Source organism: Kineococcus radiotolerans SRS30216 = ATCC BAA-149 (assembly GCF_000017305.1).
Taxonomy (GTDB): domain Bacteria; phylum Actinomycetota; class Actinomycetes; order Actinomycetales; family Kineococcaceae; genus Kineococcus; species Kineococcus radiotolerans.
On record NC_009664.2, the window covers coordinates 1,823,185 to 1,846,500 of the forward strand.

Below are 23,316 nucleotides of genomic sequence, written 5' to 3' on the forward strand. Positions count from 1 at the left end.
CATCCTGCCGGAAAGGGGGGCGCAGCACGAAGCCCCGCGCCGCGACGTCGTCGGCGCGGGGCTCCCCGCCGTTCCCGGAACGCTCCGGGGTGCTCAGACCACGCCGTACAGGCGGTCGCCCGCGTCCCCCAGACCGGGGACGATGTAGCCGTTCTCGTCCAGGCGCTCGTCGACGGCCGCGGTCACGACGGTCACCTGCGCGTGGTCGTCGAACGCGGTCCGGACCACCTCCAGGCCCTCCGGCGCGGCGAGCAGGCACAGCGCCGTGACGTCGCGCGCCCCGCGTTCCAGCAGGTAGGTGATGGCCGCGACCAGCGTCCCCCCCGTCGCCAGCATCGGGTCCAGCACGAAGACCTGCCGGCCCGAGAGGTCGTCGGGCAGCCGGTTGGCGTAGGTGGTCGCCTGCAGCGTCGTCTCGTCCCGGATCATCCCCAGGAACCCGACCTCGGCGGTCGGCAGCAGCCGCACCATCCCGTCGAGCATGCCGAGACCGGCCCGCAGGATCGGCACGACGATGGGCTTGGGCGAGGTGAGGCGGACCCCGGTCGTCGCGGTGACGGGGGTGGTGACGGGGTGCGGTTCGACGGCGACGTCGCGGGTGGCCTCGTAGGCGAGCAGGGTGACCAGTTCGTCGGCGAGCCGGCGGAACGTCGGGGAGTCGGTCCGCGCGTCGCGCAGAGCGGTGAGTTTGTGGGCCACCAGGGGGTGGTCGATGACGGACAGGCGCATGGGGTCGAAAGTACGGGGTCCCGGCCCGCGCGCGGCAACGGTGGCCGCTGCGGGGTCCCTCCTGCCACGATGGTGCCGTGGCGTACTTCACCGCAGTGCTCTCCCCCGAAGGCTCCGGCGACGACCGTGACTGGCGCTCGGTCGACATCGACCTGGAAGCCGGCTCCCCCGACGAGCTCGGCGACGCCCTGCGCGGGGCCGTCGACGACGACGACGTCCCCGTGCTCGCCGTCCTGGAACGCGAGGACGAGTGGTTCGCCCTCGTCCGCACCGACGGCGGGGTGGACGTGAGGGTGTTCGTCTCCGACGCCGTCGCGGCCGCCGACAGCGCCTACGCCCCGCTCTTCGCCGAACTGCCCCCGGCGGCCGCGGTCGTCGGCGAGGACGGGGCGGAGGGCGGAGCGGGCGCGTCGGAGCCGGACGAGGACGAGGTCCCCGCCACCCGGCCCGAGCCGCCCGTGGTCGAGGACGTCTGGGCCGGCGACCCCGAGCTGCTCACCGACCTCGGCTGCCCGGCGGAGGTCCTCGTGCGCCTCGCCGGTTCCGGTGCGGACCCCTCGGCGGCCACCGTCGAGATCGGCGAGGTCCTCGGCTTCGCGGACGTGCTGGAGTCGCTGCGCTGAACGGGCTCGCCGTCCCCCCCGACTGGTCGCGGTGGATGGGTCTGGCCCTCGACGAGGCCCGCGCGTGCCTGGCGACGGGGGACGTCCCCGTGGGGGCGGTCGTCGTCGACGCCGCGGGGACGGTCCTGGGCGCGGGGCGCAACGAGCGCGAGGCGGCCGGTGACCCCACCGCGCACGCCGAGGTCCTCGCCCTGCGGGCCGCGGCCCGCGCCCGCGGGGAGTGGCGGCTGACCGGCTGCACGCTCGTGGTGACCCTGGAGCCGTGCGTCATGTGCGCGGGGGCGACCGTGCTGGCCCGGGTGGACCGGCTGGTGCTGGGCGCCTGGGACCCGCGGTTCGGGGCCGCCGGTTCCCTGCGCGACGTGGTGCGCGACGCCCGCCTCAACCACGTCGTCGAGGTCGCCGGGGACGTGCGGGGCGCGGAGTGCCGTGCGCTGCTCGACGGGTTCTTCGCCGCCCGCCGCACCTGAGGGGACCCGCCCCGCGGGCCGTGTAAGGTGGACCCGCGGCACCGGGTGGACACCGGGTGTCGTGCGTGTCGGGTGATGTGTCCGAGCGGCCTAAGGAGCACGCCTCGAAAGCGTGTGAGGGGGCAACTCCTCCGTGGGTTCAAATCCCACCGTCACCGCCGTCACCGCGAAGGGCCCCGGAACCTCGTTCCGGGGCCCTTCGCCGTCTGCGCCTCAGCAGGCGGCCGCGGGGTCCACCGGTGGAGCCGGGGCGACGAGCGCGTCCTCCGCCAGCAGGTTCTGGTACCCGTCGCCCAGGCTCAGCGTCACGGCCGTCGCGGCCGGGTCCGCGACCAGCTGGGCCCCGGGGAACCGCGCCCCCACCGTCACGGCCTGGGCCAGCGACGCCTCGGGGTAGGTGACGACCGCGGTGGCCGGCCCGGTCGCCGCCGGGGCGTTGCCCACGTCGGGGACGACGAACCCCCGCGCGCGCAGCTCACCGGCGACCGTGGCCGCCAGCCCCCGCCGGCCGGTGCCGTTGAGGACGTCGACGGTCACCTCGGCCGGGGCCAGCAGGGGCGGGGCGGCGGGCGGGACGCAGCCGGGGGTGGGGACCGCCGCCGAGGGGGTCGCGCTCGACCCGGGCTGCCAGCGGTCGGTGTAGATCAGCCCGGCCGCCGCGCCCGCGCCCAGCACGGCCAGGACCACGACCGCGAACACCACGCGCTGGCGGACCAGCCGGGCCCGGCGCGTCCCCGCCAGCCGGCGGTGGGACTCCTCGTCGAGGTCGTCCTCGACCTCGGGGAGCACCCCCTCCTCGCGCGTGCGCTCGTCCTGCTCGTCCTCGTACCGTCGTGCCACCGTTCCCCCTCGATCGCCCCACGACCCCGCGCTCCCCGTGACCGGGGCGCCCCGGCCTCAGTCCGGCAGCGTCAGCACCCGGGCGTGCAGCACCTGGCGCTGGTGCAGCGCGGCCCGCACCGCGCGGTGCAGGCCGTCCTCCAGGTAGAGCCGCCCCCGCCAGGAGACCACGTGCGCGAACAGGTCGCCGAAGAACGTCGAATCCTCCGCCAGCAGGGCGTCGAGGTCGAGCGTGCGCTTGGTGGTCGTGAGCTCCTCCAGCCGGACCTGCCGGGGAGGGACCTTGGACCAGTGGCTCGTCGTCTCGTAGCCGTGGTCGGGGTACGGGCGTCCGTCGCCGACGGCCTGGAAGATCACGGTGGTGGATTCTAGGGGCCCGCACGGCCCCCTCCCGGGAGCCGCACCGCGAGCGGTGCGCCCCGGTGTCCCCGGGGACGACGAAGGCCCGCCCCCGGTGAGCGGGGACGGGCCTCGTGAGGCGGAGGATAGGGGATTTGAACCCCTGAGGGCGTTAACCCAACACGCTTTCCAAGCGTGCGCCATAGGCCACTAGGCGAATCCTCCAGTGCCCCCAGCGTAGCGTGCCCCGGCGAGTGCTTCCGACCGGGAGGGTGCCGGGGGTGGGTGCGGGGGGCGGTTGGACCCCGTCCCCGTCGTCTCGTACAGTGGTCTCAGACCCCTCGTGCGGCGTCATCCCGCTGAACCCCCCCAGGGCCGGAAGGCAGCAAGGGTAGGTGGGCCCTGGCGGGTGTGCGGGGGGTCCCTCGTTCCCCCGGCCGGACCGGTCCCCCCTGTCCTGGGGGCGGGCTAGCCTCGACCCCGTGACGACCGCCCTGTACCGCCGCTACCGGCCCGAGACGTTCGAGCAGGTCATCGGGCAGGAGCACGTCACCGCGCCCCTCATGCAGGCCCTGAGCAAGGGCCGGGTCACCCACGCCTACCTCTTCTCCGGCCCGCGCGGCTGCGGGAAGACGACGAGCGCGCGGATCCTGGCCCGCTGCCTGAACTGCGCCCAGGGACCCACGCCGACGCCCTGCGGGGAGTGCGACTCCTGCGTCGACCTCGCCAACGGCGGACCGGGCAGCATCGACGTCGTCGAGATCGACGCGGCCAGCCACAACGGCGTCGACGACGCCCGCGACCTGCGCGAGCGGGTCTCCTTCGCCCCCGCGCGCGACCGCTTCAAGGTCTACATCCTCGACGAGGCGCACATGGTCTCGCCCCAGGGCTTCAACGCCCTGCTGAAGACCGTCGAGGAACCGCCGCCGCACGTGAAGTTCGTCTTCGCGACCACGGAGCCGGACAAGGTCCTCACCACCATCCGCTCCCGCACCCACCACTACCCCTTCCGGCTGGTGCCGCCGGGGCAGCTCACGGCGTACCTGGCCGAGCTCGCCGAGCGCGAGGGCGTGCGCATCGGCAAGGGCGTCCTGCCGCTGGTGGTGCGCGCGGGCGGGGGCTCGGTCCGCGACACCCTCTCCGTCCTGGACCAGCTCATCGCCGGCGCCGGCGACGAGGGCGTCACCTACGACATCGCGGTCTCCCTGCTCGGCTACACCCACGCCTCCCTGCTGGACGACGTCGTGGAGGCCCTCGCGGCCGGGGACGGGGCGACGGTGTTCCGGGCGGTCGAGCGGGTCGTGGACACCGGCCAGGAGCCGCGGCGCTTCGCCGACGACCTGCTGCAGCGGCTGCGGGACCTGGTGATCGTCGCCGCCGTCGGGGACGCCGCCGCCGACGCGCTCGCCGTGCCGGAGGACGCCCTGGACCGCCTGCAGGCCCAGGCCTCGCACCTGGGACGCGCGGAGCTCTCGCGCGCGGCCGACGTCGTCGCCGCCGGCCTGGAGCAGATGACGGGGGCCACCTCCCCCCGCCTGCAGCTGGAGCTGCTCTGCGCCCGGCTGCTGCTGCCCGGCGCCGACGCCGACGGCGGGCTGGGCCCGCGGGTGGACCGGATCGAACGGCGCCTGAGCGCCGGGCTGCCGCTCTCGGCGACCCCGGCCGCCGTCCTGGCCCCCGCGCCCCGGCCCGAGCCCGCCCCGCCCGCCCCGGCGCCCGTCGTCGAGGCGGCGCCCGCCGCGCCGGTCGCGGAGGCCGGGGGGCGTCCCGCCGCGCCGGGTCGCGCCGCGGCTCCCGTCCCGGTCCCCACCGACCCCTGGCCGGCCGCCCGCACCCCCGGCGCCGCCCCCGCCGCGAGCGCGGCCCCGGTGCCGGCCCTGGCCCCGGTGGCGCCCGAACCCGCGCCGCAGCCCGCCGGCCCCGCGCCCGGCGGCGACGTCGAGGCGGTCCGCCGGCTGTGGACCGACGTCCTGGCCAAGCTGTTCACCCTCAAGCGCACGACGTGGTCGCTGGTGGCCGAGAACTCCACCGTCGCCGACTTCCGCGGCGGGGTCCTGACCCTGCAGTTCAGGACCCCCGGGCTGGCCGCGACCTTCGCCCGCGCCAACCACGCCGGGTTCGTCGGCGAGGCGCTGCTGGAGGTCACCGGCATCGAGGCGAAGGTGCAGGCCGCCGGCGCCCCGGGCGGGGAGACCGGCGGTGGGCGCGCGCCGGCGCGGCAGAGCCGCGGCGGCTGGTCCACCCCCGCCCCGCAGGCCCCCGCCGAACCCGCGCGCCGCCCCGCGCCCGCGGCCCCCGCCGCGCCGCCGCCGGCCGCCCGGGCCACCCCCGACCCGGTCTCCCCGCCCCCCGGGACGACGGCCCCCGGGGCGGGCAACTCCTACTACGACGACGTCCCCCCGCCGGACGAGCCCGTGGAGGACCCGGGCGAGGAGCACCTCTCGCGCCCCCGCCGCCAGCCGGCGGCACCGGCGCCCGCTCCCGCCCCGACCCCGCCTCCCCCGGCCGAGGACACCCCCAGCCGGGACGACGAGGACGCCGATGAGGACTCCCAGCTCGTCGGCGCCGCGGTGGTCGAGCAGATCCTCGGCGGGAAGGTCATCTCGACCGACGAGACGTAGCCGCCCGCGCGGCGGGCGGTGTCGGTGCGGGCACGTAGTCTCGTCGCGTGTACGAAGGAGTCGTCCAGGACCTCATCGACGAGCTCGGTCGGCTCCCCGGCGTGGGACCGAAGAGCGCCCAGCGCATCGCGTTCCACCTGCTCGCCGCCGACGCCGTCGACGTCAAGCGCCTCGCCGACGTCCTCACCGAGGTCAAGAGCAAAGTCCGCTTCTGCGAGGTCTGCGGCAACGTGGCCCAGGAGCGGCTGTGCCGGGTCTGCCGCGACCCCCGGCGCGACGCCAGCGTCATCTGCGTCGTCGAGGAGTCCAAGGACGTCGTGGCGATCGAGCGGACGCGGGAGTTCCGCGGGCGCTACCACGTGCTCGGCGGCGCGATCAGCCCCATGGAGGGCATCGGCCCGGACGACCTGCGGATGCGCGAGCTGCTCGCCCGCCTCTCCGACGGGCAGGTCACCGAGGCCATCATCGCGACCGACCCCAACCTCGAGGGCGAGGCGACCGCGACGTACCTGGCCCGGCTGCTGAAGCCGATGGGCCTGCGGGTCACCCGGCTCGCGTCGGGGCTGCCGGTGGGCGGGGACCTGGAGTACGCCGACGAGGTGACCCTCGGGCGGGCGTTCGCGGGACGGAGGTCCCTCGATGGGTGAGCAGCCCCTCCCCGGCCCCGCCGCCGCGGAGCCGGTGGGCCCCGAGCTCGCCGCCCTGGCCGCCGGCACCGCCGCCGGCGCGCGCGCGTACCTGTCCACGGTGACCGAGGTCGCGACCGGGCGGATGGACTCCACCGCCCTGTCCGTCCTGCTGCTCGCGGTGAGCCAGGCGCTGCTCAGCGGGGCCCACCTGGGGGCCGTCGCCGACGTCGTCCCCGCACGCCGCTTCGAACCCGACGCCGGGCCCGACCCCGACGTCGACCCCGTGCGCGCCGGGCTGGCCAACGTCCTCGACGGCCTGGACGACTACGCCGACGTCGTGGACCCCCTCACCGACGCGAAGCTGGTGCGCGGTGCGCTGTCGGACGACCTGGCCAGCGTCGCGGCCGACCTCGAGCACGGCCTGCGCCACTTCGAGCGCGGCGACGTCACCGAGGCCCTGTGGTGGTGGCAGTTCTCGTACCTGTCCTCGTGGGGGTCGCGGGCCAGCGCCGCGCTGCGGGTCCTGCAGTCGCTGCTGGCCCACCTGCGCCTCGACGTCGACGCCGAGGTCGTCGCGGACGCCGAGTTCGACGCCCTGCACCCCTGACCGCTCCCGGCACCGCCCGGCGGGGGCGGCGGGGCCGGGGGAACTGGACACCGTGCACAGCCCGCGGGCCGGCGGGTGAGCACGGCCGGGAGCACGGCCCCCCGTTCCGTAGAATCGCTCGTCGTGGCTCTCGTGGTGCAGAAGTTCGGCGGTTCCTCGGTCGCTGATGCCGACGGCATCAAGCGCGTCGCGAAGCGCATCGCCGCGACGAAGCGCGCCGGTCACGAGGTCGTCGTCGTGGTCTCGGCGATGGGCGACACCACCGACGAGCTCATCGACCTCGCCGAGCAGGTCAGCCCGATGCCGCCCGCGCGCGAGCTGGACATGCTGCTGACCTCCGGCGAGCGGATCTCGATGGCCGTCCTCGCCATGGCGATCTCGAACCTCGGGCTGGAGGCGCGCTCCTTCACCGGCTCCCAGGCCGGGGTCATCACCGACTCCTCGCACGGGCGCGCCCGCATCATCGACGTCACCCCCGGCCGCATCCGCTCGGCGCTGGACGAGGGCGCGATCGCGATCGTCGCCGGGTTCCAGGGCGTCAGCCAGGACACCAAGGACATCACCACCCTGGGCCGCGGCGGCTCGGACACCACCGCCGTCGCGCTGGCCGCGGCCTTGAAGGCCGACGTCTGCGAGATCTACACCGACGTCGACGGCGTGTTCACCGCCGACCCGCGGATCGTGCCGACGGCGCGCAAGATCAACCGGATCGCGACCGAGGAGATGCTGGAGATGGCCGCCAACGGCGCCAAGATCCTCATGCTCCGCTGCGTCGAGTACGCCCGGAACTACGACCTCCCGATCCACGTGCGCAGCTCGTTCAGCCCGCACGAGGGGACGTGGGTCACCGACTTCCCCATCCCCGCCGCTCTCAGCTCGCACAGCCCGGAGGAACCCGTGGAACAGCCGATCATCTCCGGTGTCGCGCACGACCGCAGCGAAGCCAAGATCACCGTCGTGGGGGTCCCGGACAACCCCGGTACTGCGGCCGCCATCTTCAAGGCCGTCGCCGAGGCCGAGATCAACATCGACATGATCGTGCAGAACGTCGCGGCCGGGGCCTCGGGCCGCACGGACATCTCCTTCACGCTGCCCAAGGCCGAGGGCGCGACGGCGATCGCGGCGCTGGACAAGGCGCAGGCCGCGATCGGCTTCGAGCGCGTCGAGTACGACGACCAGATCGGCAAGGTCTCGCTCATCGGCGTCGGGATGCGCTCGCACCCGGGCGTCTCGGCGACGTTCTTCGACGCGCTGGGCAGCAAGGCCATCAACATGGAGATGATCTCGACCTCCGAGATCCGCATCTCGGTGGTCACCCGTCTCGACCAGCTCGACGACGCTGTGCGCGCGATCCACACCGCGTTCGGCCTGGACACCGAAGCAGAAGCCGTGGTCTACGGAGGGACCGGACGATGAGCGAGAACCGCAAGCCCACCCTGGCCGTCGTCGGCGCCACCGGCGCCGTCGGCACCGTGATGCTCGGGATCCTCACCGAGCGCCCCGACGTGTGGGGCGAGATCCGCCTCGTGGCCTCCGCGCGCTCGGCGGGCAAGGTCCTGCGCGTGCGCGGCGAGGACGTCGTGGTGCGCGAGCTGACGCCGGAGGTCTTCGACGGCGTCGACGTCGCGATGTTCGACGTGCCCGACGAGGTCTCCGCGGTGTGGGCGCCGATCGCCGTCGAGCGCGGGGCCGTGGCCGTGGACAACTCCGGCGCGTTCCGGATGGACGACGAGGTCCCCCTCGTGGTCCCCGAGGTCAACGGGGCCGCGGCGCGCAACCGCCCCAAGGGCATCATCGCGAACCCGAACTGCACGACGCTGACGATGATGGACGCCCTCGGCGCCCTGCACGAGCGGTGGCAGCTCACCGAGCTCGTCGTCGCCAGCTACCAGGCCGCCTCGGGCGCGGGGCAGCCCGGCGTGGACCGGCTCTACGACGAGATCGAGGTCGTCGCCGGGAACCGCACCCTGGGTTCGCGGGCCGGGGACACCGCGCAGGCGATCTCGGAGAAGCTCGGCGACGACTCCCCGTTCCAGACCCACCTCGCCCTCAACGTCATCCCCGTCGCGGGGTCCCTGAAGGACGACGGCTGGACGAGCGAGGAGCTGAAGGTCCGCAACGAGTCCCGCAAGATCCTGGGGATCCCGGACCTGAAGGTCTCCGCGACCTGCGTGCGGGTGCCGGTGCAGACCACGCACTCCCTGGCCGTGCACGCGACCTTCGCCCGTCCCCTGGACGTCGCCGAGGCCACCGCGGCGCTGGAGGCGGCGCCCAGCGTCGAGGTGCAGGACGACCTCGCGAACGGCGTCTTCCCCACCCCGGCGGCCACCGTCGGCGGGGACCCGACGGTCGTGGGCCGGATCCGGCAGGCGCTGGACTTCCCCAACACCCTCGACCTGTTCGTCTGCGGGGACAACCTCCGCAAGGGGGCCGCGCTCAACACCGCGCAGATCGCCGAGCTCGTCGCGGCGGAACTCACCGCCTGAGCGCTGCCGCCCCGCACGACGTGAGGGCCCGTCTGGAACTCCGGGCGGGCCCTCCGCGCGTTCCCGGGGTCAGGCGGCGGGGGTGGCGGTGCCGCGCGCCCGGGCCACGGCCCGCATCAGGTGGTACAGCCCGATCGCGGCGACCGTGCCCAGCGCGATGCCCTCGAAGGACAGTCCGCCGGAGGTGGTGAGGGTGTAGTTCGCGATCCCGACGACCAGCGCCACGGCGGCGGTCGTGAGGTTCACCGGGTCGGAGAAGTCGACCTTGTTCTGCACCCAGATCCGGGCGCCGAGGACGCCGATCATCCCGTAGAGCAGCGTCGCGGCCCCGCCCAGGACGCCCGGGGGGATCGAGCCCACGAGGGCCCCGAACTTCGGGGAGAACGACAGGACCAGCGCGGCGGCCGCGGCCACCCAGTACGCGGCCGTGGAGTACACCTTCGTCGCGGCCATCACCCCGATGTTCTCGGCGTACGTCGTCGTCCCCGAACCGCCGCCGAGACCGGCCAGCGTCGTGGCCAGGCCGTCGGCGAGCAGCGCCCGCCCGGCGAGGGGGTCCAGGTCGCGCCCGGTCATGGCCGCCACCGACTTCACGTGCCCGACGTTCTCGGCGACGAGCACGAACACCACGGGCAGGAACAGCGCGAGGCTGGAGACGTCGACGCGCGGGGCGGTGAAGGTCGGCAGCCCGACCCAGTCGGCCGCGCCCACCGCCTCCCAGGAGACCAGGCCCCGCACCGCGGCGACGAGGTAGCCGACGACGACCCCGACGAGGATCGCGAGCCGGCCCAGCAGCCCGCGGAACAGCACGCTGGTCAGCGCGATGGCGAGCAGCGTGACGACGGCCGTCACCGGGTCGGCGCGGAACCCGGAGTCCTCCGTCGTCCCCCACGCCGCGGGGGCCAGGTTCAGCCCGATGAGCGCGACGATGGTGCCGGTCACCACCGGCGGCATCACCACGTCGATCCAGCGCGACCCCGCCACGTGGACGGCGAGCCCCACCACGGCCAGCAGCAGCCCGGTGACGAGGATCCCGCCGGTCGCCGAGCCCGCGGCGCTGCCCAGGACGGGGGCGATGAAGGCGAAGGAGGAACCGAGGTAGCTGGGCAGCCGGTTGCGGGTGATCAGCAGGAACAGCGCGGTGCCGATCGCGGAGAAGAAGAGCGTCGTGGCGACGGGGAACCCCGTGATGGCCGGCACCAGCACCGTCGAGCCGAACATCGCCACGACGTGCTGGAGGCCGATGCCGACCGTCCGCGGCCACGCGAGCCGCTCCTCGGGCGCCACGACCGCCCCCGGGGACGCCGCCCGCCCGTCGCCGTGCAACTGCCAACCGGTCCTCGCCATGCGCGTTCCTCTCGTTCCGGTCCGGCCCGTGCGGACCCCGCGGAAGACTAAGGGGATGCGCCTGCCCCGGTGGACCGCCGCCGCTCTCGTCCTCGTCGCGACCGTCGCGCAGCTGCTGCTCGCGACGTTCGCGCGCGACCTCCCGCAGTTCGCGGGGAAGGCGTTCGGGGCCCGGCTGGTGTCCTACCCGGTGCTGATGCTGCTCGTCCCGCTGCTGTGGCGGGTCCGGCACCGCCGCGGGGACCGCGCGCCGCGGCCGGTGCCCCGCCCGGTGCCGTGGGCGGGGTTCACCCTGGTGATGCTGCCGTTCCTCGTCGACGTCAGCGGCAACACCCTGAACCTCTACGACACCGTCGTCTGGTGGGACGACGCCCTGCACTTCCTGAACTGGTGCCTGCTCACCCTGGGCCTGGGCCTCGTCCTGGACGTCGCCGCGGTGCGCCCGCGGTGGGCGCGGGCGGTCGCCGTCGTCGGCGGGGGCGCGCTGCTGGCGCTGCTGTGGGAGGTCGGGGAGTGGTGGACGTTCATCCGCCACGGCACCGAGATCGCCACCGCCTACGAGGACACCCTGGGCGACATGGCGCTGGGCACGACCGGGTCGGCGGTCGCGCTGGTCCTGCTCGTCCTCAGGGCCGGTCGGGGTCGTCCGGTCCGCGCCCGTCCTTGAACTCGTCGCGCAGGCGCCGCGGGTCGGCCGGGGGCAGGTTCGAGCCCGAGCCCCGCAGCCGCCGGTAGGCGAGGAAGGCGACCACGGCCAGGACGAGGACGACCAGGAGGTACTTCACGCCGCGAGCCTACGCGGCGCCCGCGCGGGTCAGTGCAGCTTCGTCGTCCAGTTCCACGGCACCCGCCCGCGCGGGCCGGGGGCCGGCTGGTCGTCGGGGTGGTTCAGCGGCGGGGCCAGGTCGGGACCGGAGGCGTAGGTCTCGTCGCTGCCGAAGTCGTAGAACCACTCCTCCCCCGGTTCGTAGCTGCGCACGACGGTGTGCCCGGACGCCGCGACGTGGGCGCGGGCGTGCTGGGCGGGCGAGGAGTCGCAGCAGCCGACGTGCCCGCACGCCGCGCAGCGGCGCAGGTGGAACCACCAGCCCCGCGGTTCGGCCGCCTCGCAGTCCGCGCAGCCGGGTCCGCTCGGTGCGGCGGTGGGGTCGATCAGGTCCACGGTCGTCCCTCCTGGGGGTTCGTCGGCAACCACACCCGGAACACGGTGTCCCCGGGTCCGCTCGTCACGCCGAGGCGCCCGTGGTGGCGGTGCACCACGACCCGCCAGGCGATGTCCAGGCCCAGCCCGGTCCCCTCCCCGACGTCCTTGGTGGTGACGAACGGCTCGAAGACGCGCGGCAGCACGTCCGCGGGGACACCCGGCCCGTCGTCGGCGACCTCGACGACGACCCCCGCCCCGTCGGGGTCGTCACGCACCCGCACCGTCACGGTGCCCGCGCCCCCCGGCCCGCCCGCCACGGCGTCGAGGGCGTTGTCGAGCAGGTTCGTCCAGACCTGGGTGAGCTCCCCGGCGTGCCCGAGCACCTGCGGGACCTCGGCGTAGTCCGTCACGACCCGGGCGCGGCCCACGGCCCGCCCGGCCCCCGCCCCGAGCATCGCGATCGCGGCGTCGAGCAGCTCGCGCACGTCGACCCAGCGGTTGTCGGTGCGGTCCAGCTGCGCGTAGCGGCCCGCGGAGGCCAGCAGGTCGCTGATGCGCGCCGACGCCGCCGACGCCTCCGCGAGGAGCGAGCGGACCGCGAGGCTGCGCGCGTACCGCTCGACGGTCGCCCGGTCCCCCAGCGCGGTCAGGTCGCCGGCGCCCACGCCGTGCTCGACGAGCACCGGGGCGAGGTCGTCGGCGTCGTCCACCCCCAGCTCGTCGAGGACGTCGAGCAGGACGTCCTCGGCCTCGGCGCGGCGCAGCGGGTCCAGGGGGGCCGCGGCGCGGGGGGCGGGCAGGGCCGGCGCCCCGGGGACGGCGCGGTCCAGCGCGGCCAGCCCGCCCTGCAGCTGCTCCAGGGTGCGGGCCAGCGCGGCGGCCGGGTTGCCGAGCTCGTGGGTGAGCCCGGCGGTCAGCGACCCCAGCGCCAGCAGGCGCTCGCGGGCGGCGGTGAGCTCCTGGGCCTCGGCGAGACCGACGCGCAGGCCCTCCAGCAGGTGCACGGCCATGGGGAACCACTCCCGCACGACCCGGCCGAACTCCGCGGCCGGCAGGGCGAAGAGCCGGGCGGGTTCCAGGACCCGGGCGGAGGAGCTGTACCCCTCCGGCGCGGCGTCGCCGAGGTAGGCCTCCCAGGCCCCGCAGTACACCCCGCGCTGGCGGGTGCGGCTGATCTCGAGGTCGTCGCCGCCGCTGCGGTGGGACAGCGCGAGCGTCCCGGAGAGCAGGACGTAGAAGCAGGTGGCCTCCTCGCCCTCCCGGTACAGCCAGCCGGGGGCGGCCTCGACGACGTCGCCCGCGGTGGAGAGCAGGTGCAACTGCTCCTCGGAGAGCCCCTCGAAGAGGAACAGCGTCCGCAGCTCCTCGACGGGCAGCTTCGCCGCGGTGCTCACGACTGCGCCAGGTAGCGGTGCACGAGCATGACGGCCATCGCGCCCTCGCCGACGGCGGAGGCGACGCGCTTCACCGAGTCCGCGCGCGCGTCCCCGGCGACGAACACCCCGGGGACGGAGGTCTCCAGGTGGTAGGGGGCCCGTTCCAGCGCCCAGCCGGGCGGGCGGCCGTCCTCCAGGTGCAGGTCGGGGCCGGCGACGACGAAGCCGTGCGCGTCGCGCTGCAGCGTCCCCTCCAGCCAGGCGGTGCGGGGCGCGGCCCCGATGAACACGAACACGTGGGTCGCGGGGACCTCGTGCTCCTGCCCGGACTGCCTGTCGCGCAGCACGATCGAGCGCAGGTGGCCCTCGCCGTCCTCGTCGCCGCGGGCGGAGACGACCTCGGTGCAGGTGCGCACCGCGACGTTGCCGAGGGCGCGAATCTGCTCGACGAGGTAGGCCGACATCGACGCCTCGATGCTCGGTCCCCGCACGAGCAGGGTGACGCTGCGGGCGGAACGGGCCAGGTTCACCGCGGACTGCCCGGCGGAGTTCGCCGCGCCCACGACGAAGACGTCCTCGTCGGCACAGGCCCCGACCTCGCTGAGCGCGGCGCCGTAGTAGATCCCGCGGCCGGTGAACTCCTCCAGCCCCGGGCCCTCCAGCGTGCGGTAGGAGACGCCGGTGGCGAGCAGGACGGTGTGCGCGGCGACGCTGCTGCCGTCGGCGAAGCGGACGACGTGCGCGCCGCCGGCGCTCTCCAGCCCGGTGACGCTGCGCGCGGCGAGGGTCTCGGCGCCGAACTTCGCGACCTGCCGGCGCGCCCGGTCGGCCAGCTGCGCCCCGGACAGCCCGTCGGGGAAGCCGAGGTAGTTCTCGATCCGGGAGCTCTGCCCGGCCTGCCCGCCGGTGGCGTGCTCCTCGACGAGGACCGTCCGCAGCCCCTCCGAGGCGCCGTAGACGGCGGCCCCCAGCCCGGCGGGGCCCCCGCCGACGATCGCGAGGTCGTAGAACTCCCGCTGCGGGCGGGTGGAGAGGCCCACGTGGTCGGCCAGCGCGGTGTCGTCGGGGTCGACGAGCACCTGCGGTCCCCCCGGGCCGGGACCGGGGGCCAGCACGACGGGCAGCCGCGTCGTGGCGGCGTCGTGGCCGGAGGCGCTGAGCAACCGGTCCGCCTCGGGCTGCCCGGCCAGCAGCCACCGGTAGGGGACCTCGTTGCGGGCGAGGAAGTCGCGCACCGCGAAGGAGCGCGCGGACCAGCGGTCGCCGATGACGGCGACCTCGTCGGCGGGGCGGGCGGGGATCGCGCGCCAGGACTCCAGCAGGGCGTCCAGCACCGGGTAGAGCTTCTCCTCCGGCGGGTTCCACGGCTTGAGGAGGTAGTGGTCGAGGTCGACGTCGTTGATGGCGCGGATGGCCGCGGAGGTGTCGGCGTAGGCGGTCAGCAGGACCCGGCGCGCGGTGGGGAAGAGGTCCATCGCCTGCTCGAGCAGTTCGACGCCGTCCATCTGCGGCATCCGGTAGTCGGCGAGGACGGCCGCGACGGGTTCCCCGCGCAGCGCCAGCTCGCGCAGCGCGGTGAGGGCGTCCGCGCCGGACTCCGCGCGCAGGACGCGGTACTCCTGGCCGTAACGGCGGCGCAGGTCGCGGGCCACCGCGCGCGACACCGCGGGGTCGTCGTCCACCGTCAGCAGCACCGGCCGACCGCTCGCGCGCCGCTCGTCCACCACGGGCTCCACCTCAGGGTCCACCACAGCCGGAAGCTCCCACCCGTCCCCGCCCGTGGTCAAGCCTCGGGGCCACCGCGGCCGGCGATGCAGTCGTCGTGCGGATGCCCGGGCCGGTGCCCGGGGCGGGGATCGGGCCGTCTCGGCCACTGCGGTGGCGGTGACGTCCGCCACGTCCTACCTGCGGCGCTCGCCGGCTCGCCGAACGCGACGTGGACGAGGACGACGGTGGGGCGGGTGGGGGTTCCGGTCACGCTGCACCTCCGGTTCGGGGCCGTGGTCGGGTTCGAGGTCAGGCGGCCTCGGGGCGGCCGCGCACGACGGCCGGGACCCCGTCCACCGAGGCCGGCGGGTGGCGCCGGTGGGCGGTCCCCGCTCTCGTCCCCGGCGTCGTGCACGACGAGGACGTTAGGCGGGCGGGCGGGCACGAGCCAGGCCCTGAGAGGGTCAGGTCCACCGCCGCGAGCGGGGTCCGGGATCGGGGAGGATCACCCCGACCGCGATCGGGAGGAGTCCCCTCGTGCCCGGGAACCCGGAGGACACCTCCCTCTGAACCCGCCCAGGCGTTCGTCGACGCCACCGAGAACGGTCAGCCGGGTACCGGTGAACGTGGTCTCAACCGTGTTCACACCACCGTGCGTTCCCGCGCTGAGCAGGGCGACGCCTGCTCGAAGAACCACCCCGACCACTCCTCGACGAGGAGAGGCAGCACTCAGCGCGTCGGTTCGAGCAGGGCTCGAGCCGACTTCAACCTGGAGGTCGACCATGCCGTTCGTGACCACGAGCGATGACGTAGAGATCTACTTCAAGGACTGGGGCAACGCTGATGCCCAGCCCATCTTCTTCCACCACGGATGGCCCCTGTCCTCGGACGACTGGGACGCGCAGATGCTGTTCTTCCACGCCCACGGCTACCGGGTCATCGCGAGCGATCGTCGCGGTCACGGCAGATCAGCCCAGGTGAGCACCGGCCACGACATGGACCACTACGCCAGCGACGTCGACGCGGTGGTGGAGCACCTCGACCTCCGCGACGTCATCCACATCGGCCACTCCACCGGCGGTGGTCAGGTCGCACGCTACGTCGCGAAGTACGGCGAGCCGCAGGGCCGCGTGGCGAAGGCCGTCCTGGTGGCAGCCGTTCCCCCGCTGATGCTGCAGACCGAGGCCAACCCGCAAGGAACGCCCCTATCGGTGTTCGACGGGTTCCGCAGCAGCCTCGCGGCCAACCGTGCCGAGTTCTACGACGCCGTGGCCTCGGGCCCGTTCTACGGCTTCAACCGACCTGACGTGGAGGCCTCGCAGCCGGTCATCGACAACTGGCGCCGCCAGGGCATGACGGGTAGCGCGTTGGCGCACTACGAGGGCATCAAGGCGTTCTCGGAGACCGACCAGACGGACGACCTCAAGGCGATCTCCGTCCCGGTCCTCGTGATCCAGGGTGACGACGATCAGGTGGTGCCCTACCAGGACGCAGCTCTGAAGCAGCACGAGCTCCTCCGCGACTCCACCCTCAAGATCTACGAGGGCTACCCGCACGGCATGCTCACCACCCACGCCGAGGTGATCAACCCCGACCTCCTGGCGTTCATCCAGCAGTAGGACCTGGCGCTGTCGCGGCGGACGGCGCACCCAGCTGCACCTCGGGTGCGCCGTCCGCCCGGGCGCGACGTCAGCCGCGGGTGAACCGGGTGCAGTGCGTCAGGTACGGCACCGCGACCGGGTCCCCCGGGCCGAACACGCCGTCGAGGACCTCGCCCACCCGGGCCAGCAGCTCCACGCGCTCGGCCTCGGGCCGCACGATGACGTAGCTGCGGGAGGCGACGAGGTCGAGGACCCCGGCGCGGTCGAGGACGTGCTCGTGCCGGGTGGTGAACCGCTCCGGGGGGCCGAAGGGCGCGCCGAGGCGCGTGTCGTCGGCGCCCATCTCCTGCTCGGTGCCGCGCTGGGCGATCGACCACACCCGCCGCACCCAGTCGACGGTGTCGTCGCGCAGGTTCCACACCAGCCCCAGGGTGCCGCCGGGGCGCAGCACCCGCGCGACCTCGGGCACCGCGCGGGCCGGGTCCACCCAGTGCCAGGCCTGGGCGACGACGACGGCGTCCACCGACGCGTCCGGCAGCCCCGTGGCCTCCGCGGAGCCCTCGTGCGCCTCGACGCCGGGCAGCGCCGTCCGCAGCTGCGCCAGCATCCTCGTGGAGGGTTCGACGGCGACGACCTCGTGGCCAGCGGCGAGCAGGGCCGCGGTGGCCTTGCCCGTCCCGGCGCCGAGGTCGAGGACGCGCCGGGCGGAGCCGGCGAGGAAGGCGACCGCGTCGGCGGGGTAACCCGGACGGGCGCGGGCGTAGGCGCCGGCGGCTGCTCCGAACGAGCGGGCGTGCGGGGTGAGGTCCACGGGAGCCATCCTGCGCCCCGCAGGCTGGGGGGGTGTCGAAACCCCCGCCCCGCCACCAGTGGCGCTCGTGGGCGGCGATCACCTTCGTCCTGTCCCTCGTGACGGCGGTCGGCGCCGGCCTCTTGCTGGTCCCCAAGATGCACACCGCCCACCTGCTCGCGCAGCGGGGGGTGGTCACCGACGCCGAGGTCGTCGGCTTCCGCGCCGCGGCGGAGAGTCACGACGACACCTGGACGCTGGAGTTCACCACCGCGACGGGCGAGCGGGTCCGGGCCCGGACGAAGGCGGTCACCCGGGACGAGGCGGTGCGCCACCCGGTCGGGACCCGGTTGCCGGTGCGCTACGACCCCCGGCACCCGACGCGGGTGTGGTCGGTGGCGACACCGCTGGAGCCGTCGTTCTGGTGGGGGTCTACGGCGGGCTCGTCGGCGCCGCCACCGTCCTCGCCGCCCTGATGGGGCTGGGGCTGAAACCGTGGCGGGCCCCCTCTCCCCCCGACCCGCCCGTCGTGACGGTGCCGGTGCCGGTCGCGCCACCCCGGGCGGGGCGGGGACGCGTCGCGCGGCGGGGGAGGATGGGCCCGTGAGCGCAACCCTCGTCGCCAAGGACCTCAGCGCCGCCCACGGGACGCGGGCGCTGTTCTCCGGTCTGGACCTCGTGATCGCCCCCGGTGACGTGGTGGGGCTGGTCGGGGCCAACGGCGCGGGCAAGTCCACGCTGCTGCGCCTGCTCGCGGGCGGGGAGACCCCCGAGACGGGCACCGTCTCGCTCTCGCCGCCGACCGCGACGGTCGGGTACCTGCCCCAGGAGCCCGAGCGCCGTCCCGGGGAGACCGTCGCGGGCTTCCTGGGCCGGCGCACCGGGGTCGCGCAGGCGCAGCGGGAGATGGACGAGGCCGCGGAGGGCCTGGCCACGGGGGCGCCGGGCGCCGACGACCGCTACGCCGACGCCCTGGACCGCTGGCTGGCGCTGGGCGGGGCCGACCTGGACGAGCGCCGCGAGGAGGTCCTCGCCGACCTGGGGCTGAGCGTCTCCGGGGACGCGCTGATGACGTCGCTGTCGGGCGGGCAGGCCGCCCGCGCGGGGCTGGCCGCGCTGCTGGTGTCGCGCTACGACGTGTTCCTGCTCGACGAGCCCACCAACGACCTCGACCTGGACGGCCTGGCCCGGCTGGAGCGGTTCGTGACCGAGCTGCGCTCCCCCGCCGTCGTCGTCAGCCACGACCGGGAGTTCCTGGCCCGCACCGTGGACCGCGTCGTGGAGCTGGACCTGGCCCAGCAGCTCGTGCGGGTCGTCGGCGGCGGGTACGAGGCGTTCCTCGCCGAGCGGGAGGTGCAGCGCCGCCACGCCCGGGAGGCCTACGACGAGTTCGCCGACACGAAGGCCGGGCTGGAGGCGCGCGCCCGGATGCAGCGCGGCTGGATGGCCCAGGGCGTGCGCAACGCCGTCCGCAAGGGCGACCCGGACAAGAACATCCGCGCCAAGATGCGCGAGGGCAGCGAGAAGCAGGCCGCGAAGGCGAAGCAGACCGAGCGGATGATCGAGCGGCTCGACGTCGTCGAGGAGCCCCGCAAGGAGTGGCAGCTGCAGATGGAGATCGCGGCCGCCCCCCGCTCGGGGACGGTCGTGGCGACGGCGCGCGAGGCCGTCGTCCGCCGCGGCGGGTTCACGCTCGGACCGGTGACGCTGCAGCTGGACTTCGGCGACCGGGTCGCCGTCACCGGCCCCAACGGGGCGGGGAAGTCGACGCTGCTGCACCTGCTGCTGGGCCGGGTCGCCCCCGACTCCGGCTCCACCGCGCTGGGGTCCGGTGTCCAGGTCGGGGAGGTCGACCAGGCCCGCGGGCTGTTCGTCGGCGAGCAGACCCTGGCCCGCGCCTTCTCCGACGCCGTCCCGGAGTGGCCCGACGCCGAGGTGCGGACCCTGCTGGCGAAGTTCGGGCTCGGCGCCCACCACGTCGCGCGGACGGCCGCCAGCCTCTCGCCGGGGGAACGCACCCGCGCCGCGCTGGCGCTGCTGCAGGCGCGCGGGGTGAACCTGCTGGTCCTCGACGAGCCCACCAACCACCTCGACCTGCCGGCCATCGAGCAGCTGGAGCAGGCCCTGGCGAGCTACGGCGGCACGCTGCTGCTGGTCAGCCACGACCGGCGGCTGCTGGAGGCGGTGCACGTGACGCGCCGCTTCGCCGTGGAGGACGGGCGCGTCCGCGAGCTCTGAGCCCGCCCCTCCGGGGCCGTCGCCCGCGGTAGGGCCCGGTTGAGGGGTCCGTGAGGTGTTTCCGGCGCGCCCGGGAGGTCCTGCCCCGCAACGATTCCGGGACGAGGTGCCGATCGGGTGGAACGGAGCGGGCCGGGACCGCGATGATCGGTGCGTCGGCGGCGTGCGCGCACGCCCCGCCGGCGCACCCGCCACCCCGCTCCAGAGGATGAACACCCGTGCCCCTCGCCATCCTGGCCCTCGCCGTCGGCGCCTTCGCGATCGGGACGACCGAGTTCGTCGCCATGGGGCTGCTGCCCCAGATGGCCGACACCTTCGGCGTCTCCATCGCGACGGCCGGCTGGCTCATCACCGCCTACGCCCTCGGCGTCGTCGTGGGCGCGCCGACGCTGACGGCGCTCACGCACTCCTGGCCCCGCAAGCGGGTCCTCACGGGCCTGATGGCGCTGTTCGTCGTCGGGCACGCGGCGACGGCGCTGGCGCCCACGTTCGGCGCCCTCGTCGGCGCGCGGTTCCTCTCCGGCCTCGGGCACGGCGCGTTCTTCGGCGCGAGCGCGCTCGTGGCCCGCAAGATCGCCCCGCCCGGGCGCCAGGGGCAGGCCATGGCCCTGGTCTTCACCGGCCTCACGGTCGCCAACGTCGTCGGGGTCCCGGCGGGGACCTACGTCGGGCAGCAGCTGGGGTGGCGCCTGACCTTCGCCCTCGTGGGGCTCATCGGGGTCGCCACGATCGCCGCGATCCTGGCGATCGTCCCCGAGGTCGAGACCCGCGCCGGCTCGCTGCGCTCGGAGTTCGCCGCGTTCCGCCGCAGCCAGGTCTGGTGGACGTTGCTCATCGTGACCGTCGGCTTCGCCAGCATGTTCACCGTCCTCAGCTACGTCTCGCCGCTGCTGACCGAGGTGGCCGGGTTCTCCGAGGGCGCGGTGAGCTGGGTCCTGGTCCTCTTCGGCGTCGGGGCGACGCTGGGCAACGTCCTCGGCGGGCGGCTGGCGGACTGGCGGCCGTACCGGACCCTGGCCGTCGGCTTCGCCGCCCAGGCGGTCGTCTTCACCGGCCTGTTCCTCTTCGCCGGGAACCGGGTCGCGGCGGCGGTCGGGGTCTTCCTCTTCGCCTTCGTCGCCTTCACGATGTCCGCGCCGATCCAGACCCGCGGCATCACCGCCGCCGGGGGCGGGGCGTCGATGGCGTCGGCGGCCATGCAGGCCGCGTTCAACATCGGCAACGCGATGGGCGCCTTCCTCGGCGGGATCGTCATCGACGGCGGGTTCGGCTACGCCGCGACGGCCGTGGTGGCGCTGGTCCTGGCGCTGCTGGGGCTGGCGATCCTCGCCGAGGCGACGCGCGTGGACAAGAACGGCCGCGCCCCGCTGGACCCGCGGGTGGCGGCGGTCCCGGCGCAGCGCCGTCGCCGGGTGCGTGGCACCGTGGGGGCGTGACCGGCGGCGTGAACCTCTCGATCCACGAGCGGAAGCTCGGCGACCCCGACCTGGACCAGCTCGTCGCGGCGGCCGTCGCGGAGCTCAACCGCCGCTACCGCCAGCCGGGGGAGCCCGACGACGAGTACGACCTGGCCGAGGACGCGGTCTGCCTGGTCGCCCACGTCGACGGCGAGCCGGCGGGCTGCATCGCGCGCGAGCCAGTGACCGAACCCGGCTGGTCCGGCTGCGCGGAGATGAAGCGGGTGTTCGTCCACGAGCGCTTCCGGGGGCTGGGGGTGGCCAGCGCCCTGGTCGCGGCCTTCGAGGACGCCGCGCGGGCGGACGGCTTCACCCGGGTCCGCCTGGAGACGGGCACCAAGCAGCCCGAGGCGGTGGCGCTGTACGAGAAGCTCGGCTACGAGCGGTCCGCGACGCCGTTCGGCCCGTGGGCGGACAGTCCGCTGAGCATCTGCTGCACCAAGTCGCTCTGAGGACGAAGTCCAGAGTTCGGTAGACCGAACTCTCGGGCATGATGTCCGCCATGACGACGGACGAACGCGCCGACGCGCCCGCCCGCCCCGCCGGCCGGCGCTCGCTGCTGCGGATGCTGGGACCCGCCTTCGTGGCGGCCATCGCCTACGTCGACCCCGGCAACGTCGCGGCGAACCTCACCGCCGGCGCCGGGTACGGCTACCTGCTGCTGTGGGTGCTGGTGCTGGCCAACGCGATGGCCGTCCTCGTGCAGTACCTCTCGGCGAAGCTCTCCGTCGTCACCGACCGCACCCTGCCGGAGGTGCTGCGCGACCGGCTCAGCCGTCCCGCGCGGCTGGCCTACTGGGCCCAGGCCGAGCTCGTCGCCGTGGCCACCGACCTCGCCGAGGTCATCGGCGGCGCCGTCGCCCTGCACCTGCTCTTCGGGACCCCGCTCCTGCTCGGCGGGATCGTCGTCGGCGCGGTGTCGCTGGGCCTGCTCGCCCTGCACGGGCGCAACGGCGTGCGCCGCTTCGAGGCCGTCATCGTCGGGCTGCTGCTGGTCATCGTCGTCGGCTTCGTCTCCGGGGTCGTCTTCTCCCCCCCGGACGCCGGGGAGGCGGTGAAGGGGCTCGTCCCCCGCTTCGAGGGCTCCGAGACGGTGCTGCTGGCCGCGAGCATGCTCGGCGCCACGGTCATGCCGCACGCGGTGTACCTGCACTCCGCGATGGCCCGCGACCACCACGGCACCGTCACCCCCGCGCTGACCCGCCGCGTCCTGGGCGCCACCCGCGTCGACGTCGTGGCTGCGCTCGTGGTGGCCGGGCTGGTCAACATCTCGATGCTGCTGCTCGCCGCGAGCGCCCTGCGCGGGGTCGAGGGCACCGACACCCTGGAGGGCGCGCACGCCGCCGTCGAGGCCAACCTGGGGACGGGGGCGGCGCTGCTGCTGGCCATCGGCCTGCTGGCCTCCGGGCTCGCCTCGACCTCGGTGGGCGCCTACGCCGGGGCGGTGATCATGCAGGGGCTGCTGCGGATCGACGTCCCGCTGCTGGTGCGCCGGGTGGTGACGCTCATCCCGGCCCTGGTGTGCCTGGGGATCGGCGTGGACCCCACCCGGGCGCTGGTCGTGTCGCAGGTCGTCCTCAGCTTCGGCATCCCGTTCGCGCTGGTGCCCCTGGTGCGGCTGACCAGCTCGCGCGCCCTCATGGGCGAGCACGTGAACCGCCGGGGGACGCAGGTCGCGGCCACGATCGCGGTCGGGCTCGTCGTGGCCCTGAACCTCGCCCTGCTCTGGCTGACGTTCACCGGCTGACCCGACCGCCGGGCGCCGGCCCTCCCCACCTCCGGCCGCCCCTCGCCGCGCCGCGGACGGCGACGCCTAGAGACACTCCAACCGCAGCTGCTGCACGAGCACGCCCCCCGGGCCCTGGGCCAGCCGGGCCAGCACCCGGTACCCGTCCCGGGTGGAGGTCGTCTCGGTGGGGGTGGAGGCGGGGTCGGGGGCCTCGGTCAGGGCAGCGGCCAGCACCGACACGGCGTGCTCGTCCATGCCCGGGAGCACCGCGCCCGGCACCTGGGCGTCGATGGCCTCGGGGGCCGTGGCGTGGCCGCCGGTGGCCGGCAGGTCGACCTGGCCGGGCGTGCAGGCGATGCCCAGCGCGTAGGCGCTCTCCCCCCCGGAGAGCGGGTTGCCCTGGCCGCTGCCCGCCCGCCCCTCGGCGTCGTCGGGCCGCTGCGGCGTGCTGCCGGCACTCGGGGCACCGGCGTCGACCAGGGTCGGGTCCTCCTGGCCGCACCCCACCAGGGCGAGCCCCAGCACGGCGAGGCAGCCGGCGGTCATCGCGGTGCGCACCGGACCAGTGCACCGCTCGCGCGCC

The 23,316-nt window shown here is 75.0% G+C and carries 24 protein-coding genes, 2 tRNA genes and 1 other RNA gene; 16 read left to right on the forward strand and 11 right to left on the reverse strand.

Annotation, left to right across the window (positions count from 1 at the left end; genetic code table 11):
- Window positions 1–93 precede the first annotated feature (93 nt).
- Window positions 94–729 carry a uracil phosphoribosyltransferase gene (gene upp, locus KRAD_RS08785; protein ID WP_012085207.1) on the reverse strand — a complete coding sequence of 212 codons (636 nt, stop codon included), beginning with the start codon at window positions 727–729 and terminating at the stop codon, window positions 94–96.
- 77 nt (window positions 730–806) lie between these two features.
- On the opposite strand from upp, the gene KRAD_RS08790 reads away from it, so the two are divergent.
- From KRAD_RS08790 to KRAD_RS08800, 3 genes are all read left to right on the forward strand, one after another.
- A complete protein-coding gene (locus KRAD_RS08790) occupies window positions 807–1,352 on the forward strand; it encodes a tRNA adenosine deaminase-associated protein (RefSeq protein WP_012085208.1) in 546 nt (181 codons plus the stop codon).
- Window positions 1,349–1,822, forward strand: coding sequence for a nucleoside deaminase (locus KRAD_RS08795; RefSeq protein ID WP_275263103.1), 474 nt, complete (start codon window positions 1,349–1,351; stop codon window positions 1,820–1,822). The genes KRAD_RS08790 and KRAD_RS08795 overlap by 4 nt, the downstream gene beginning before the upstream one ends.
- A gap of 71 nt (window positions 1,823–1,893) precedes the next feature.
- Window positions 1,894–1,980, forward strand: a tRNA-Ser gene (locus tag KRAD_RS08800).
- A 55-nt stretch (window positions 1,981–2,035) separates the two neighbouring features.
- On the opposite strand, the gene KRAD_RS24140 is transcribed toward KRAD_RS08800, so the two are convergent.
- The 3 genes from KRAD_RS24140 to KRAD_RS08815 form a co-directional block, all read right to left on the reverse strand.
- Window positions 2,036–2,662: a LytR C-terminal domain-containing protein gene (locus KRAD_RS24140; protein WP_012085210.1), complete on the reverse strand. Its 627-nt coding sequence runs from the start codon at window positions 2,660–2,662 to the stop codon at window positions 2,036–2,038.
- A gap of 57 nt (window positions 2,663–2,719) precedes the next feature.
- Window positions 2,720–3,019: a type II toxin-antitoxin system VapB family antitoxin gene (locus KRAD_RS08810; RefSeq protein WP_012085211.1), complete on the reverse strand. Its 300-nt coding sequence runs from the start codon at window positions 3,017–3,019 to the stop codon at window positions 2,720–2,722.
- Between the two features lie 122 nt (window positions 3,020–3,141).
- Window positions 3,142–3,226 (reverse strand) — tRNA-Ser (locus KRAD_RS08815).
- Between the two features lie 107 nt (window positions 3,227–3,333).
- Between KRAD_RS08815 and ffs the strand changes: the two genes are divergently transcribed.
- The 6 genes from ffs to KRAD_RS08840 all read left to right on the forward strand — a co-directional run bounded on the left by ffs (window position 3,334) and on the right by KRAD_RS08840 (window position 9,344).
- An RNA gene (gene ffs, locus KRAD_RS25045) (signal recognition particle sRNA small type) lies at window positions 3,334–3,430 on the forward strand.
- Between the two features lie 53 nt (window positions 3,431–3,483).
- On the forward strand, window positions 3,484–5,622 hold the full coding sequence (locus tag KRAD_RS08820; protein ID WP_012085212.1) for a DNA polymerase III subunit gamma and tau: 2,139 nt from the start codon (window positions 3,484–3,486) through the stop codon (window positions 5,620–5,622).
- A 47-nt stretch (window positions 5,623–5,669) separates the two neighbouring features.
- The gene (gene recR, locus KRAD_RS08825) at window positions 5,670–6,269 is read left to right on the forward strand and encodes a recombination mediator RecR (protein ID WP_012085213.1); all 600 of its coding nucleotides are present in this window, start codon (window positions 5,670–5,672) and stop codon (window positions 6,267–6,269) included.
- Window positions 6,262–6,858 (forward strand): DUF5063 domain-containing protein, encoded by a 597-nt coding sequence (locus KRAD_RS08830; protein ID WP_012085214.1) that lies wholly within the window; start codon window positions 6,262–6,264, stop codon window positions 6,856–6,858. The genes recR and KRAD_RS08830 overlap by 8 nt, the downstream gene beginning before the upstream one ends.
- 123 nt (window positions 6,859–6,981) lie before the next feature.
- Window positions 6,982–8,274: an aspartate kinase gene (locus tag KRAD_RS08835; RefSeq protein ID WP_041291987.1), complete on the forward strand. Its 1,293-nt coding sequence runs from the start codon at window positions 6,982–6,984 to the stop codon at window positions 8,272–8,274.
- Window positions 8,271–9,344 carry an aspartate-semialdehyde dehydrogenase gene (locus KRAD_RS08840; RefSeq protein WP_012085216.1) on the forward strand — a complete coding sequence of 358 codons (1,074 nt, stop codon included), beginning with the start codon at window positions 8,271–8,273 and terminating at the stop codon, window positions 9,342–9,344. Before KRAD_RS08835 ends, KRAD_RS08840 begins: the two co-directional genes overlap by 4 nt.
- A gap of 69 nt (window positions 9,345–9,413) precedes the next feature.
- Here the strand turns inward: KRAD_RS08840 and KRAD_RS08845 are convergent, their stop codons facing one another.
- Window positions 9,414–10,691: a uracil-xanthine permease family protein gene (locus KRAD_RS08845; RefSeq protein WP_012085217.1), complete on the reverse strand. Its 1,278-nt coding sequence runs from the start codon at window positions 10,689–10,691 to the stop codon at window positions 9,414–9,416.
- A 55-nt stretch (window positions 10,692–10,746) separates the two neighbouring features.
- On the opposite strand from KRAD_RS08845, the gene KRAD_RS08850 reads away from it, so the two are divergent.
- Window positions 10,747–11,358 (forward strand): DUF2238 domain-containing protein, encoded by a 612-nt coding sequence (locus tag KRAD_RS08850; protein ID WP_012085218.1) that lies wholly within the window; start codon window positions 10,747–10,749, stop codon window positions 11,356–11,358.
- Here the strand turns inward: KRAD_RS08850 and KRAD_RS25945 are convergent.
- The 4 genes from KRAD_RS25945 to KRAD_RS08865 are packed head-to-tail and all read right to left on the reverse strand — an operon-like array spanning window position 11,318 to window position 14,962.
- A complete protein-coding gene (locus tag KRAD_RS25945) occupies window positions 11,318–11,476 on the reverse strand; it encodes a hypothetical protein (protein ID WP_157873549.1) in 159 nt (52 codons plus the stop codon). The genes KRAD_RS08850 and KRAD_RS25945 overlap by 41 nt on opposite strands.
- A gap of 29 nt (window positions 11,477–11,505) precedes the next feature.
- A complete protein-coding gene (locus KRAD_RS08855) occupies window positions 11,506–11,853 on the reverse strand; it encodes a UBP-type zinc finger domain-containing protein (RefSeq protein WP_012085219.1) in 348 nt (115 codons plus the stop codon).
- Window positions 11,844–13,229 (reverse strand): ATP-binding protein, encoded by a 1,386-nt coding sequence (locus tag KRAD_RS08860; RefSeq protein ID WP_012085220.1) that lies wholly within the window; start codon window positions 13,227–13,229, stop codon window positions 11,844–11,846. Before KRAD_RS08860 ends, KRAD_RS08855 begins: the two co-directional genes overlap by 10 nt.
- Window positions 13,226–14,962, reverse strand: a complete 1,737-nt coding sequence (locus KRAD_RS08865; RefSeq protein WP_012085221.1) for an NAD(P)/FAD-dependent oxidoreductase — start codon at window positions 14,960–14,962, stop codon at window positions 13,226–13,228. Before KRAD_RS08865 ends, KRAD_RS08860 begins: the two co-directional genes overlap by 4 nt.
- 738 nt (window positions 14,963–15,700) lie before the next feature.
- On the opposite strand from KRAD_RS08865, the gene KRAD_RS08870 reads away from it, so the two are divergent.
- Window positions 15,701–16,537 carry an alpha/beta fold hydrolase gene (locus KRAD_RS08870; protein WP_012085223.1) on the forward strand — a complete coding sequence of 279 codons (837 nt, stop codon included), beginning with the start codon at window positions 15,701–15,703 and terminating at the stop codon, window positions 16,535–16,537.
- 70 nt (window positions 16,538–16,607) lie between these two features.
- Here the strand turns inward: KRAD_RS08870 and KRAD_RS08875 are convergent, their stop codons facing one another.
- On the reverse strand, window positions 16,608–17,339 hold the full coding sequence (locus KRAD_RS08875; protein WP_012085224.1) for a class I SAM-dependent methyltransferase: 732 nt from the start codon (window positions 17,337–17,339) through the stop codon (window positions 16,608–16,610).
- Window positions 17,340–17,362: 23 nt separating this feature from the next.
- Here KRAD_RS08875 and KRAD_RS08880 point away from each other — a divergent pair, with 23 nt between their 5' ends.
- The 5 genes from KRAD_RS08880 to KRAD_RS08900 all read left to right on the forward strand — a co-directional run bounded on the left by KRAD_RS08880 (window position 17,363) and on the right by KRAD_RS08900 (window position 22,751).
- Window positions 17,363–17,785, forward strand: coding sequence for a DUF3592 domain-containing protein (locus KRAD_RS08880; protein ID WP_012085225.1), 423 nt, complete (start codon window positions 17,363–17,365; stop codon window positions 17,783–17,785).
- Between the two features lie 127 nt (window positions 17,786–17,912).
- On the forward strand, window positions 17,913–19,547 hold the full coding sequence (locus KRAD_RS08885) for an ABC-F family ATP-binding cassette domain-containing protein (protein WP_012085226.1): 1,635 nt from the start codon (window positions 17,913–17,915) through the stop codon (window positions 19,545–19,547).
- A gap of 218 nt (window positions 19,548–19,765) precedes the next feature.
- Entirely contained in the window at window positions 19,766–20,983 is a 1,218-nt protein-coding gene (locus KRAD_RS08890; RefSeq protein ID WP_012085227.1) for an MFS transporter, read from the forward strand.
- The gene (locus KRAD_RS08895; protein ID WP_012085228.1) at window positions 20,980–21,456 is read left to right on the forward strand and encodes a GNAT family N-acetyltransferase; all 477 of its coding nucleotides are present in this window, start codon (window positions 20,980–20,982) and stop codon (window positions 21,454–21,456) included. Before KRAD_RS08890 ends, KRAD_RS08895 begins: the two co-directional genes overlap by 4 nt.
- Window positions 21,457–21,506: 50 nt before the next feature.
- The gene (locus KRAD_RS08900; RefSeq protein WP_041292923.1) at window positions 21,507–22,751 is read left to right on the forward strand and encodes an Nramp family divalent metal transporter; all 1,245 of its coding nucleotides are present in this window, start codon (window positions 21,507–21,509) and stop codon (window positions 22,749–22,751) included.
- Window positions 22,752–22,817: 66 nt separating this feature from the next.
- On the opposite strand, the gene KRAD_RS08905 is transcribed toward KRAD_RS08900, so the two are convergent.
- Complete coding sequence (locus KRAD_RS08905; RefSeq protein ID WP_012085230.1) at window positions 22,818–23,291, reverse strand: hypothetical protein; 474 nt, start codon at window positions 23,289–23,291, stop codon at window positions 22,818–22,820.
- Between the last annotated feature and the right edge of the window lie 25 nt (window positions 23,292–23,316).

Bases quoted from the DNA above. Each gene is read 5' to 3' on its own strand.
- upp (WP_012085207.1), bottom strand. From the start codon at position 729: ATGCGCCTGTCCGTCATCGACCACCCCCTGGTGGCCCACAAACTCACC.
- KRAD_RS08830 (WP_012085214.1), top strand. From the start codon at position 6,262: ATGGGTGAGCAGCCCCTCCCCGGCCCCGCCGCCGCGGAGCCGGTGGGC.
- KRAD_RS08840 (WP_012085216.1), top strand. From the start codon at position 8,271: ATGAGCGAGAACCGCAAGCCCACCCTGGCCGTCGTCGGCGCCACCGGC.
- KRAD_RS08845 (WP_012085217.1), bottom strand. From the start codon at position 10,691: ATGGCGAGGACCGGTTGGCAGTTGCACGGCGACGGGCGGGCGGCGTCC.
- KRAD_RS08850 (WP_012085218.1), top strand. From the start codon at position 10,747: ATGCGCCTGCCCCGGTGGACCGCCGCCGCTCTCGTCCTCGTCGCGACC.
- KRAD_RS08870 (WP_012085223.1), top strand. From the start codon at position 15,701: ATGCCGTTCGTGACCACGAGCGATGACGTAGAGATCTACTTCAAGGAC.
- KRAD_RS08875 (WP_012085224.1), bottom strand. From the start codon at position 17,339: ATGGCTCCCGTGGACCTCACCCCGCACGCCCGCTCGTTCGGAGCAGCC.
- KRAD_RS08900 (WP_041292923.1), top strand. From the start codon at position 21,507: ATGACGACGGACGAACGCGCCGACGCGCCCGCCCGCCCCGCCGGCCGG.